This is a genomic window from Psychrobacter cibarius (assembly GCF_904845955.1).
In the GTDB taxonomy this organism is placed as follows: domain Bacteria; phylum Pseudomonadota; class Gammaproteobacteria; order Pseudomonadales; family Moraxellaceae; genus Psychrobacter; species Psychrobacter cibarius_B.
Window position 1 is genome coordinate 480,483 of sequence record NZ_CAJGYX010000001.1, and the last position, 12,908, is coordinate 493,390.

The 12,908-nt window shown below is 43.4% G+C and carries 12 protein-coding genes and 1 pseudogene; 2 read left to right on the forward strand and 11 right to left on the reverse strand.

What is annotated here, in order from left to right; translation table 11 throughout:
- Positions 1–56: 56 nt before the first annotated feature.
- Positions 57–788 (forward strand): AzlC family ABC transporter permease, encoded by a 732-nt coding sequence (locus tag JMV76_RS01875; protein WP_227690021.1) that lies wholly within the window; start codon positions 57–59, stop codon positions 786–788.
- Positions 778–1,143, forward strand: a complete 366-nt coding sequence (locus JMV76_RS01880) for an AzlD domain-containing protein (protein ID WP_087815638.1) — start codon at positions 778–780, stop codon at positions 1,141–1,143. The genes JMV76_RS01875 and JMV76_RS01880 overlap by 11 nt, the downstream gene beginning before the upstream one ends.
- 288 nt (positions 1,144–1,431) lie before the next feature.
- Here JMV76_RS01880 and purF read toward each other — a convergent pair whose 3' ends face one another.
- The 11 genes and pseudogenes from purF to JMV76_RS01935 form a co-directional block, all read right to left on the reverse strand.
- Positions 1,432–2,967 (reverse strand): amidophosphoribosyltransferase, encoded by a 1,536-nt coding sequence (gene purF / locus JMV76_RS01885; RefSeq protein ID WP_201501405.1) that lies wholly within the window; start codon positions 2,965–2,967, stop codon positions 1,432–1,434.
- Positions 2,968–3,284: 317 nt separating this feature from the next.
- On the reverse strand, positions 3,285–3,782 hold the full coding sequence (locus JMV76_RS01890; RefSeq protein WP_045446136.1) for a CvpA family protein: 498 nt from the start codon (positions 3,780–3,782) through the stop codon (positions 3,285–3,287).
- Positions 3,783–3,918: 136 nt separating this feature from the next.
- On the reverse strand, positions 3,919–4,953 hold the full coding sequence (locus tag JMV76_RS01895) for a quinone-dependent dihydroorotate dehydrogenase (RefSeq protein WP_060490895.1): 1,035 nt from the start codon (positions 4,951–4,953) through the stop codon (positions 3,919–3,921).
- Between the two features lie 185 nt (positions 4,954–5,138).
- Positions 5,139–5,684, reverse strand: coding sequence for a DUF4870 family protein (locus JMV76_RS01900; protein WP_227690023.1), 546 nt, complete (start codon positions 5,682–5,684; stop codon positions 5,139–5,141).
- Positions 5,685–5,849: 165 nt separating this feature from the next.
- The gene (gene gspM / locus JMV76_RS01905; RefSeq protein WP_201501406.1) at positions 5,850–6,425 is read right to left on the reverse strand and encodes a type II secretion system protein GspM; all 576 of its coding nucleotides are present in this window, start codon (positions 6,423–6,425) and stop codon (positions 5,850–5,852) included.
- 65 nt (positions 6,426–6,490) lie between these two features.
- Positions 6,491–7,747, reverse strand: coding sequence for a type II secretion system protein GspL (gene gspL, locus JMV76_RS01910; protein ID WP_201501407.1), 1,257 nt, complete (start codon positions 7,745–7,747; stop codon positions 6,491–6,493).
- A 129-nt stretch (positions 7,748–7,876) separates the two neighbouring features.
- Complete coding sequence (locus JMV76_RS01915) at positions 7,877–8,335, reverse strand: SixA phosphatase family protein (protein ID WP_201501408.1); 459 nt, start codon at positions 8,333–8,335, stop codon at positions 7,877–7,879.
- An 84-nt stretch (positions 8,336–8,419) separates the two neighbouring features.
- Positions 8,420–9,715 carry an NAD(P)H-dependent glycerol-3-phosphate dehydrogenase gene (locus JMV76_RS01920; protein ID WP_055124195.1) on the reverse strand — a complete coding sequence of 432 codons (1,296 nt, stop codon included), beginning with the start codon at positions 9,713–9,715 and terminating at the stop codon, positions 8,420–8,422.
- 184 nt (positions 9,716–9,899) lie between these two features.
- Entirely contained in the window at positions 9,900–10,463 is a 564-nt protein-coding gene (locus JMV76_RS01925; protein WP_201501409.1) for a nitroreductase family protein, read from the reverse strand.
- Between the two features lie 327 nt (positions 10,464–10,790).
- Positions 10,791–11,890 (reverse strand): annotated as a pseudogene (zapE, locus tag JMV76_RS01930) (cell division protein ZapE).
- A 300-nt stretch (positions 11,891–12,190) separates the two neighbouring features.
- Positions 12,191–12,850 (reverse strand): alpha/beta hydrolase, encoded by a 660-nt coding sequence (locus JMV76_RS01935; RefSeq protein ID WP_201501410.1) that lies wholly within the window; start codon positions 12,848–12,850, stop codon positions 12,191–12,193.
- Positions 12,851–12,908: the final 58 nt, after the last annotated feature.

A 12,908-nucleotide genomic window follows, 5' to 3' on the forward strand; every position in this document is an offset into this window, starting at 1 on the left:
AATCTTTCCGAAAAATATTAATAATAACCAAAAAACAGCAAAAATTAGGATGTCATGTGACTACTCATTCAAAAGAATTACATCAACAGCATGAGACCAGCTACGACTGGGCGGCGGGGTTCAAAAAAAGCCTACCTGTGGCGATGGGCTATTTACCTGCGGGTATCGCCTTTGGTGTGCTGGCACAAGTTGCCGGTATCCCTGTGTGGGCAACGATTATGTTGAGTATTGTACTGTATGCGGGCGCCGCTCAATATGCTTGTTTGCCGATGCTGAGCGCTGGTTTACCGATTGGTAGCATCGCAACCAATATTGCCGCTATTAATTTACGTCATGTATTTTATGGTATGCCATTATTGCAATACCTACCAGAACATAAGCTTGCCAAAACCTATTGCCTATTTGCCCTGACTGATGAAACTTTCTCTGTTATGACCAGTTTACCTAATGAGTCAAGACAAGCGTTGATACTACCATTGAGCTTATTTAATCAAAGCTGGTGGGTACTAGCGAGCACGGTTGGTGTCATAATCGGCAGTACGTTGAGCGATTTAGTACCACATTTGGATTTTGCTTTAGTCTGTCTGTTTGCGATCTTAGCTTATGAGCAGTTCCAAAGTATCAAACGTTATTTCCCCATTGCTATTGCTATCATTTCTTTAGCGGTGGCCTCCTTATTTACTAGTAATTGGTTGTTATTGGTGGCAATCACCATCTGTATGCTATTGATTTTAGCTCGTGGGTTTTGGACGCAGCGTAATATGACAGGAGCCAACAATGACCAGTAGTTACCTTATTTTCGCAACCTTTGCGATGGCCGCCGTGACCTTTATTACCCGTGCGCTACCCGCCTTAATACCCAGAAAGCTGTTAGACACACCTTGGCTGCATCGGCTCAATGAGAGCTTGCCACTATCAGTCATGGTATTGCTTATTTTAACCAGCCTTTCTTATCAAAATTTATCGGCAACGACTGGGCTAGATAGTGCTGAACTGCATTTATTGATGGCACAAATTGGTGCCCTTATTTTGGTGTTGTTCGTTTATCATATCAGCCGTCAGCTGTTGGTCAGTATGGTCGTTGGCATCGCTGCCATTAATGGCTTACTATGGGTATTTACTAATTTTTTAAGTGGATACTAGGGCGTGTCGTAGAAAACTGATAAACACGTGAATGGATAACAGCTTCTATAGTCAAGGAATTTTAGAATCGCTACAAGGCGACCGACCGCAGGTAGTACACTGAGTACATCTAGGGCGGGTAACACCGTAGCGGTTTAAAAGTGCTCTGACTAAAGTTCATAAGAATAATTTTAAACCCTGTAATTGAACTATATTCAAAATAGAAAAAAGGCTGGATTCTTATGAGAATCCAGCCTTTTACTTTCTAACAATGCCGCAAAAAACTGATACTTTTAAGAAATTGATAACTTAAAGCTCTTCGACGCCCATCATATCAACTGGGGTATCAGCCACTATCTGTACGCCTTTTTTACCTGTTTTGGCAGTGTCATTGCGCTGCTCTTGTAAGTGCTCAAGATACGCTTCATTGATCTGCCCAGTGATGTAGCAACCATTAAATACGGCACAATCAAAACCTTCAACTTTGCTGTACTTGGTATCTTTTACCGCATCAATCAAGTCGTCCAAATCTTGGAAAATCAATCTATCAGCACCGATGATATCGCGTACTTCTTCTACCGTATGACCTGAGGCAATAAGCTCACTGCGTACTGGCATATCGATACCATAGACGTTTGGATATTTAACCGGTGGCGCGGCGCTAGCAAAAAATACTTTATTCGCGCCAGCATCGCGTGCCATTTGGATGATTTCATGGCAAGTGGTACCACGAACGATAGAATCATCAACCAACAGGACGTTTTTACCTTTGAACTCAAGTGGTACGGCGCTGAGTTTTTGACGAACTGATTTTTTACGTTGTTGTTGACCTGGCATGATAAAGGTACGACCGATATAGCGGTTTTTCATAAACCCTTCACGGTACTTAATATTCATTTTTAGTGCCAGCTCCATCGCTGACGTACGCGAGGTATCTGGAATAGGAATCACCACATCGATATCGTGATCTTCGCCCCATTCAGCAAGGATTTTATCAGCCAGCTTTTCACCCATACGTAAGCGTGCTTTGTAAACTGAGATGTTGTCCATGATAGAATCTGGACGGGCAAAATACACATATTCGAAGATACAAGGCGTGTATTCTTGCTGCTCAACACACTGATGGGTATGTAATTTATGATCTAAATCAATGAATATGGCTTCGCCAGGTTTGACAACACGGATAATACTGAAACCTGATCCTGTCAGTGCTACTGACTCTGAGGCAACCATATACTCGGTGCCGCCATTCGGTGCCATGCGCTTACCAAAAATAAGCGGACGAATACCGTTTGGATCACGAAAAGCAAGCAGACCATGACCCGTAATCAAAGCGACTACGCCATAAGCGCCTTCGACACGACCATATACAGCCGTGACTGCTTCAAAGATATCAGCAGGCGTTGCTTTGGTTTTACCCAAGTTTTGCATTTCATGGGCAAGTACGTTTAGCAATACTTCTGAATCTGAATCGGTATTAAGATGGCGGCGATCTTCGATGTATAAAGACTTGGCTAAGCTCTCAGCATTGGTCAAGTTACCATTGTGTGCAAGGGTAATACCATAAGGTGAGTTGACATAAAATGGTTGAGCTTCGGCACTGCTTGACGTGCCTGCTGTTGGATAACGAACGTGACCGATACCGAACTTACCAACCAGTTTCATCATATGACGATTCATAAATACGTCACGTACCATGCCATTTTCTTTACGTAGATAGAGTCGTCCATCTTGCAAAGTGACAATACCCGCTGCATCTTGCCCACGATGCTGTAGCATCGTCAAACCGTCATAAAGAATCTGATTGACTGGTTCGTGAGCTGCAACTCCAATGACTCCACACATAATAGCTATATCCTATTTTGACTCATTAATTAGTACTACAATAGTGGCAAGACTGCTAACAGTAGATTATCAAAAATGCGTACTGTTACTCACCGACGACCTGATGATTGTTGTTCAGAATTTAACGAATATTTATCTTTTGACTATTAACAAAATGCACTATTTATTGGCATTTGTGGTCTCTAAATGCGATTAAATAATTTTTTATCAAGGATAACTTACCAAGAGGATATGATAGAAGCGATAACCTCTAGCACCATAAACCCAAGCTATCAGCATCGAAGCATTGAGACATTAAAGGTTAACCGTAAAAATACTTACGACTGATTGACTTGATCCCAAGCCATACCTAACACATCTGAGACCAACGCTTTACCCATCGGGGCATAAGGCAATAGCTCAGGCGCGAGCACTGACGTTTGCCATTGTGGCATTTGCACCAGTAACGGCGCGCTGACGCTAAGCACAACTAAAACCATCAATACATTTTTAGCAGCACCAAGAACACCACCTGCCATTTTGTCAACGACACCCAAGCGTAAGGTTTTAAGCACGCCTGAGAATACAAACGCCACTAAGTGCATAATGGCCAATATGATTATCACCACCAATAAAAATGCCATTGCCATTTGTAAAACAGGGTTTTGTACCATGCCTGATAGTTGCGGCGAAACCACTCCTGCCAAACGTGTGGCAGCGATCAGGGCAATAAACCAACCGACTAGACCAACCGCTGTTTTAATCAATCCGACTTGAAAGCCGCGCCATAAGCCGATCAAAACAACAATAGCAATCACGATATCCAGACCACTCATGTTCTACGCCTCATACCTTATTGATTTTTATCGGATGTTTACTTTCGTTTTTGTGACACATTAATCTTTGATGACTCAGCTCAAAATACAGTCATCTTGTGCATCTGATAGGTAATGAGCTAGGGATATTGATCCGCTATAGCTCCATCGCGTCGTAATAGCCACCGATTGCTTGAATACAAGACTGTACCAGCCCAGGACCACGATAAATGAGCCCCGTATAGAGCTGCACCATATCTGCACCCGCTTCGATTTTTTTGACGGCTTTTGCACCACTGTCAATACCGCCGACGCCTATTAAAGCGACTTTACCATCTAGCTGGTCGGAGAACTGTTGTAAAATTTGGGTGCTAATGTGGCTGACTGGGCGACCGGATAGACCACCTGCTTGCTCACCATCAGGTAAATCTTCAACACCAACACGGCTCAACGTTGTATTGGTCGCAATCAACCCATCTATCTCAAAATCGAGCAATTGCTGCGAGATATAGTCCACTTGTAGCGGCTCTAGATCAGGCGCAACTTTCAATACCAGTGGCACATAAAAACCATATTCAGTGGCTAATTGGCTGTGACGATTTTTAATCGTATCCAAAAGCTGAGTCAATGCCTCGCCACTTTGTAAATCACGCAGATTCTTAGTATTTGGTGAGGAGATATTAACGGTGATATAGGAGGCATGCGGATAAGCACGCTCTAAACAATAGACATAATCATCGGCGGCTTGCTCTACTGGCGTATCGGCATTTTTGCCAATATTAATCCCAATATTGCCTTTATATTGACAGCGCTTGACGTTTTCGATCAAATAATCGATACCTTGGTTATTGAAACCCATTCGATTGATGATAGCATCCGCTTGCTTGATTCTAAACAACCTTGGCTTATCATTGCCTATTTGCGGTCTTGGCGTGACCGTGCCCACTTCTATAAAACCAAAGCCCAGCTCAGCCAACGCATCGATATAATCACCATTTTTATCCAATCCTGCCGCTAGGCCGACCGGATTGGTGAATTGCAAGCCCATGCAGTCTGTGGGCTGCATTGACTGACCGTATACCAAACCTAAAACACGTGCTTTGTGAGCTTTATCTAATAAAGATAAGGTCATCTCGTGGGCGTGCTCTGGATCCATCTTAAACAAAAAAGGGCGAAGTAAGGCATAAGACATAGTAATGGCAGACCCTGCTCGAAAGAAATAGTGAGTGAATAGTGCGAATAAAATCAAGCGCTGCGATTATATCAGCTTAACAGAAATAAGAGCAAAGTTTCATGCGCTAAATTTCTGTATTAGAGTACTACTAATAGCTATACCTACATATTAGCTAAGGAACTGACAGATGTATTCTACAGTCCCTAAGGTACAGGACGACCATCCGTCAGGGCTATCCAACCACGGACGATACGATAAAGATGCCATATGAAGGTAAAAATCATGATTAGCAGGCCAAATACCGCTAATAATACCGAACCAATGGCAATATTATTGCTATCATCCAGCATACTGATGCCAAAACCCCCTAATGCAAAGGTAATGATAATAATGCCTAAGAAGAAAAATACGATGCTATACCAAAAGGTCTTAATCTGCCAATCAAAATGCGTGGACAACCACGAACCCTCTGCGTCATGGCGCTCCGCATAGTTCATCACAATCGGTACAACCCACAGTAATCCAGCGGTAAAATAGCTGATTACGTATAAAAAATAAGTAATGTGATTATAAGTAATTAAAGAACGGCGCTTACCAGTGCTCATATTGTCACTCGCCCCATAGCTCTGCCTTTGCTGAGTCATTTCATGATCAAATGCAGCTTCAACTGACGCATTACTCTGGTGTTCAGCAGTTCTGGTCTGCTGATGGCTATGCGTGTCAGGTTTGCGATCAGAAGATTGATTCATCTTAAATATCCATCTCTGGCTGTGTGATAGTTAATTAATTGTGTCAAACGTGCAATTTTTCAATGATGCTAATGATAAATGGCTATTTTAGAAACTGATGATCAGTTAATTTGGGGCAATAGTAGATAAGGATTAAAATACTTCAAGTTTCCACAGCATATCGATTTATGAGGTGACAGTCGCTTGTACTTGAATGGCTTTGGTAACCAAGTCTTGCTGTATCGATAGCTGACTGAACTGCCAACCTTGTTGTTCGAGTTTGCCAAGTGCGGTGCTGACCACCGCTTGACTGGCATGATTGAAGCTCAGTTGCACGGCATCACCCGTCGCAACGACTTGGGCGTTGGCAATACCTGAGTTGTTTAACAATGCACTGATAGCATTGGCAGGTGGCATGGCGGCTTCACCATCCGCCGTGTTTGCCGCATTGATCGCATTACTATCGATATTGCCCGCTTGGGCACGCAACCAAAAGTAATCAGCCACTTGCTCTTGATAGTCGCGCTTACTGTCGTTTGCCGCTTGATGAATACTATAACCACCATAGCCACCAATGAACAATAATAAGAAAATAGACAATACGGCCAATGCCAACTGATCACGCGGCGAAAGTGCCTGCCAGCGTAACGATAGCATCTGTTGAAAATTATTTACACGCGTTGACAGCACATTGGTTCCAATACTATTATTGGTCTCTGGCGTGATGTTATTACGTTTGGTGCGGCGCTGTAATCGTTTCATTTTCCAACCTTTTTGACTTTTATTACCACTGCCTATTTATTACCGTTGCCTAGTTGGCAAATAAATTATGATGCCGCTACATTGGTTTGCGTCGTGTCATTATTTTCTACGACATTCACCGTAACCTGACCACTAAACTGCCCTTGCTGATTACTGTTTACCTGTGCAAGCTTGGCATTTAAACCCTGCGCAACAAGTGTGCTCGTAAACTTATCAAGACTATTACGATCAGGGGCAATCAAGGTAAAGCTGAGTGCTGATGGCTGCATCACTAACGCTTGCGCCCGCAGTGAAGACTGCTTGATTAACGGGGATATGCGAGTCAATGGTGCCATATGAGAGGCTGGTGCTTGGCTGTCACTGCGTAGCTTTGGTTGCAATTGCACTTGCAGTTTGGTGCGCGAGCTTAATGGCTCATTTGGAAACCAAGCTTGATACTGCGCCGCAATCTCAGCTTTGGTCGCTACCGCCGCCTTATTATACTGATACCACTGCAGGCCATCGGTCGCCATCTGTAATACCAGTGCCGATAACGCGACCATCGCTGCCACACGCAAATACGGTGAGAGCTTTGAGTCCGTTGATTTAATAAAGAAATTAAGCGCGTGACGCTCAGGGCTGTCAACAGGCTTGGGCGTCGTGGTCAAGGTGGTTAATAATAACTGGTGATCTGCAACAAGCGCGGCCGTTTCTGCCATAAAGCTTGTGGACATTGCCGAATTTTTTGGCTTTGAAAAATCATCTAAAACCGCTATGGGCGGCAATATATTCACTTCACTTAAATGCGGGAAACGTTCAAAAATTAAGGGCAAATAACTGACAGCCATACCTTGTCGCAATGACTGACGCAGTAGCATGGTTTGCTCATCTTGATACAGTGTTACTTGCTGACCTGCCCCTTCATCTGGCGTTGGCAGCAATAAAAAATCAGGCAGTAACGCCGTTATGCTCATGCCAGCGAGCTTAGCACTCTGCTGCCATGACTCGATATCGCTTTGCGCCAGTGCATACAGTTGGTGATTATCGGCTTCACTGATTTGCCGAATCGCCAATTGCTCAACAGGGGTCAAGGATGTCTCTTCAAATAAGTATTGCTTGCCGCTATTGCCCAGCTGTTTAAGCTGAGTCGCATTCAACTCAGTATCTACCTGCAATATATGGCTTGATGGAAAATATAGACACAAAGTCTTGTGCGCATTGGTTTTATAATTACCATAGATCGTTTGCAGCTGTTGCCAACCATCAACCGTCTGCCATTGCTGAATATCTTTATGCCAGACAGCTAGCGGGCTATGCTGCGCTCGTAACCAAACATGTAACACTAAGCGTGTCCTTAATTATTAAAGCTGTTTTAAAGGTAGGTTCAGACAATTTCATTCTTTAACCAGTTTAACACCACTAAGCATCAATAGACTAAGTGTCAACAGTATCACTGACGATTCGACCTAATCTCAATACGGCTGCTCGGGCACAAAACGATCAATCTCTTTTGCCATACCTGCCATTACAAAGTCCATCTCAAACACCCTTGCTTCTGCAAGAGAAAATGATTCAGGATAATCACCAGTTAATAGACCAGCGATATAAGCAACGATAGACATATGACACACCACTACCAGACACTCAGCGTCAATATCCGCAATATCTATTAAAGCTTGGCGCGCGTCATCAGAAGGCGTGATATTTTGCTGTACGATTACTGGAACCTTGGGCGCGCGCGTTTGAAATGCTGCTAGCGTCTGCTGCGCTCTATCATAGGGACTGACGACAAAATAATCAGGATGATAGTGAGTCATCACATACTCTGCCGTCTGCATTGCTTGCTGTTGACCAAAGTCAGTTAACTGGCGCGCGCTGTCTGGACGCGATTCATCTTCTGCTTGACCATGACGTACTAGTATAATTTTCATAACCTTCCTTTATGCATTGTCATGATGACGTTGTTTGCAGAATAATCATTCTTATAACAACGTCATCATTTAACATTGGGGTTTTTACTTACTGTCAGTATCGCCACTTTCATCATCAGTGCTATCACTTGACGTCTTCATCTGAGCAGTTAGCGCCGCATTACTATGATCATGTGCCATTACAAATTCAACGTCACTACGGAAGCCAGCTTCCATGAGATGTAACGCCACACCTAATGCTGCTTTATCTTCATAAATGACCGCATACAATGCATGGGTAATAGGCATGTAGATGCCTTCTTTGGTTGCTTTCTCATGCACTTGCTGAATAGTATTAACCCCTTCAGCAGTTTGACCGAGTTTTTTCACCGCGGCCTCAATACTCATACCGCGACCGAGCATGTTGCCGATACGATAGTTACGACTGAGCTCTGAGCTACAAGTGGCGTATAAATCACCCACACCAGACAATCCTAAGAAGGTAAGCGGATTCGCACCCGCCTCAACCCCAAAGCGGCTCATCTCTGCCAAAGCACGAGTCAATATCATTGCCTTGGTATTTTCACCGACATCATAGGCCGCCGCCATTCCCATGGCAATCGCATAGATATTCTTTAGCGCACCGCCAAGCTCCACACCTTTGACATCATCACTGGCAAACACTCGAAAAAATGCACTATGTAACGCGGCTTGTACGGCATGGCGCAATGGCTCAGACTCACTGGCGATAACGGTCGCCGATGGCATGTTTTTCATAATCTCTATCGCAAGGTTTGGCCCCGACATGACACCAAAATTCACTTCAGGTAGCTCATCTTTAATAATGTCGCTCATCATGGCAAAAGTATCTTTTTCCATACCTTTGGTCAATGACACAATAGACTGACCACTGATAAATGGTGCAATATTTTTTAGGGTCTCACGAAAAGCCAAACCAGGCACCGCAATAAAAACGATATCTTTATCTTTGACGGCTGCTGCCAAGTCATGGCTATATTTAAGGCTGTCATCAAGCTTATAACCTGGTAAATATTTTTTATTGGTCTGCGTTTTTACCATCGCCTTTACCGTACGCTTATTACGTACCCACAGAGTGGTATCACAGCCATTGCGTGCAGCCAAGTTTGCCATTGCTGTACCAAAACTACCACCGCCTAAAAACGCCAAACGTAGCTTGGTAGGATTACTGTGAATATCCGCCATGTTTTTTGCCACTGCTGATTCTACCGCGCTAGGATTGAGTTTTTTACGACCAATACCCGATTTGGTAGCACGTTCGATGATACCTGCCAGCAGACTGTTTTGCTTTTCAGGGGCATTCGTATTCACCTCAGTATTATCGCTACTGATGTCTTTATTGCTATCATTAGGGCTGGTCATTTGCTGTTATCCGTATTGGCTGATTTATTATTAATAGAATTTATCATGGTTTATTTATCATGACTTATGACGCTTTAGAGCTTAGAGTATTGAGGCTATCTATCTTTTTGCTACACGACCGACTGTCTTTTTAGAGAGTGGTATTCGTCAAGAGAAAAGCGCCACTAAACAGCGCTTAGATATATTATGACTCAAATCGCACTAAAGACTCGATATCAATCGGTTTACGGGCGGGTTCATTTTTGGGGCTGGTGCCAGTATAAACAAACGCCGTCACATAATCATCTGGACCAACGTTAAAATATGATTTAACAGCGGGTTCGTTACACAGCAATCCCGTACGCCACACTGTACTAAAGCCTTGGGCTTTTAGCGCCAAAATCAGGTTTTGTACAGCCGCACCCGCACTTAGCATTTGTTCAAAAGGGGGGACTTTTTTATGCGCTTGTATTTTTGTGACAACCGTGATGATGACGGGCGCTCTTAATGGCATGGCCTGAGTTTTTGAGATGTCCTTTTCGGACAGCGTTTCGCCCTCTTGCATCGCTTTGGCTTGGGCCGCTGTGACCAAGGCATCACCCAATTCATGACGGGCATCACCCTGCGTCACTATAAAACGCCATGGGCGCAGTTTTTTATGATCTGGCGCGGTCGCCGCACACTCAATCGCTGTTTCAATTTGGGCATGTGTGGGTGCTGGCGTGTCTAAATTACCCATACTACGTCTTGAGTTGATCCAGCCAATCATTTCTTCCTTGTTTATCTACAATTTTTCTCATTTTAAGCCTCACAATCTAATTGATGACACACCCTAGTAATGTATCATTTTCATCGGCTGTAGTCATTACCGCTCCTATTTATTATTATCTTTTTATGCAAAAAACTAATGCTTTTATACTTTGTTTTGCTCTCAATACTGTCAAAAAACACGCCTTGCCGAACGCATGCTAGGGCGTGTGCTCAATTCAATCAATGAACATTTACCCTAGTATTGAGTGTGAGTGACTTGAATGAAAAACCATGAGTGCTTTAATCGACAACTTGTAGATTACCATCGGCTATGAAGAGGCTTTGATTATGCCGCATCATCGACCCGATGCTCCATGCGCAGATAATCCTCTGACTGCATCTCAACCAAGCGCGAGCGTGTCCGTTCAATCTCAAACGCCAATTTCTCTCTTGATATAGATCCAAAATCGACTGCTGCGCTCTAACCAGCAACTTAACACGGCGATCATAAAACTCATCAACCAGATAAATAAACCGACGGGTCGGATCACGTAAGTCATCGTCTAAGGCAGGCACGGCATTGACCAATACTGTGCTGAACTGCTTAGCGATTTCGATGAAATCAGACGCTGATCGTGGCTCCATACATAAATGACGGAAATCACAGAATAAAATATCCTCAGTGCGAGCATTTATTCTGATTTCGCGGCCATTAATCGTAATTGGCTCATTACTGATTTTTTGGTTATTGGATAAACTGGCAAAACGGTTGGCTAACCAATGATGATTCGCTCTTGTCATAGGCGATTCATATAGCTCTGCCTGCTGCAATACGCGCAAACGATAGTCGATACCAGAATCAATATTCATCACCGTAGTATGACGCTCCACTTCAGCGATAGCAGGCATAAAACGGTCACGATGTAAGCCGTCTTTATACAATCCTGATGGCTCAATATTTGAGGTGGCGACCAATGTAATACCACGATTGAATAGCATGGTAAATAAATCACCCAAAATCATGGCATCAGAAACGTTAGAAACAAAGAACTCATCGAAACAGATAATAACCGCTTCTGCATAAATGATGTCGGCGACTTTTTCTAATGGGTCACTCTCACCTTGCAGCTTGTTTAGCTCTTGATGAACGCGCTGCATGAAATGATGAAAATGCAGACGCATCTTGCGATCAATGGTCAATGAATCATAAAACATGTCCATCATCCATGTTTTACCACGACCTACCCCGCCCCACATATACAAACCCGTTGGTGCTGTCGGCTTGGACTTTAAAAAGCTAAAGAAGCCTTTCTTCTGTGGCGCACTATTGATGAGCTGATGATGTATCTCATCAAGATAGCTCATGGCCTTAAATTGCTGCTCATCTCGAGTAAACTCATCTGTACTGACGGCTTGCTCGTAACGTTGCAATGGAGATAAACTCATAATACGACTCATCATTAGACAAAATAAATAGTAAGGTAATGGTTGATTCTGCATGAACTCGTCAAAGTGAAGCGATCAAAGCTCATGACTTGATAGCGGTTCTCTATCCTAATATTACTAGGGTGTGTCATCAATTAGATTGTGAGGCTTAAAATGAGAAAAATTGTAGATAAACAAGGAAGAAATTGCCGTTAATATGAACATATTGACAAAATTTCTGACGATGTTTAGCAAAATTTAGCCATTTTAAGACCACTAAATGTATTCATGTGCTAATTAATGACACGCCCTAGGTAACAACTAAGCGTCGTTACCAAAGGTATGCTTTTCTAATAAGCCTTTCAATTCTGACAGACGTCCATGAAAAAAGTGCCCTGCGCCATCTACAACGCTGACAGCAATCCCTAATCGCTCCGCAAATGCTTGCATATTATCAGGGTCAATCACTTCATCAGCATTGCCATAAATCTCAAAAGTTTTATCGGCTGGCAAGCTTATATCACTGCTGTCATTTTTTTCAACGGATGGAGCAATAAGAGCGATTTTAGTGATCTCAAAATCGCCTAGCCCCCAAATATGGGGGGCTTCAAGTACCTGCTCAGCCACCCGTGCTGTCACATAACCGCCAAAAGAGAAACCACCCAACCATAACTTGCGCGCATTGGTTTGCTCTGCAATCCATTGTAGCACGGTCATTGCATCTACGACTTCACCATCCGCATAATCGTGCTCGCCAGTCGACTGCCCGACACCGCGAAAGTTAAAGCGTACCACGTGCATACCATTATCACGAGCAAAGCGATACATCGTCGTTACCACTTTATTATTCATCGTGCCGTCGAATAACGGATTGGGATGACACAGTAACGCCACTGTATCGGTATTTGGATTGTTAGGATTGTCTTGTTGCCAAAGCGCGTCGACTTCGAGCACGCCAGCAGGAGCAGGAATTAATGGCATAAAATTACTTATTGATTAAAAATGAATAGGTCAATTATCCTAGATATGGTTTATATTT

Excerpts from the sequence above, each read along its gene's own strand:
- JMV76_RS01880 (WP_087815638.1), top strand. The coding sequence starts at position 778 with ATGACCAGTAGTTACCTTATTTTCGCAACCTTTGCGATGGCCGCCGTG.
- purF (WP_201501405.1), bottom strand. The coding sequence starts at position 2,967 with ATGTGTGGAGTCATTGGAGTTGCAGCTCACGAACCAGTCAATCAGATT.
- JMV76_RS01890 (WP_045446136.1), bottom strand. The coding sequence starts at position 3,782 with ATGAGTGGTCTGGATATCGTGATTGCTATTGTTGTTTTGATCGGCTTA.
- JMV76_RS01895 (WP_060490895.1), bottom strand. The coding sequence starts at position 4,953 with ATGTCTTATGCCTTACTTCGCCCTTTTTTGTTTAAGATGGATCCAGAG.
- JMV76_RS01900 (WP_227690023.1), bottom strand. The coding sequence starts at position 5,684 with ATGAATCAATCTTCTGATCGCAAACCTGACACGCATAGCCATCAGCAG.
- gspM (WP_201501406.1), bottom strand. The coding sequence starts at position 6,425 with ATGAAACGATTACAGCGCCGCACCAAACGTAATAACATCACGCCAGAG.
- JMV76_RS01915 (WP_201501408.1), bottom strand. The coding sequence starts at position 8,335 with ATGAAAATTATACTAGTACGTCATGGTCAAGCAGAAGATGAATCGCGT.
- JMV76_RS01920 (WP_055124195.1), bottom strand. The coding sequence starts at position 9,715 with ATGACCAGCCCTAATGATAGCAATAAAGACATCAGTAGCGATAATACT.
- JMV76_RS01925 (WP_201501409.1), bottom strand. The coding sequence starts at position 10,463 with ATGATTGGCTGGATCAACTCAAGACGTAGTATGGGTAATTTAGACACG.
- JMV76_RS01935 (WP_201501410.1), bottom strand. The coding sequence starts at position 12,850 with ATGCCATTAATTCCTGCTCCTGCTGGCGTGCTCGAAGTCGACGCGCTT.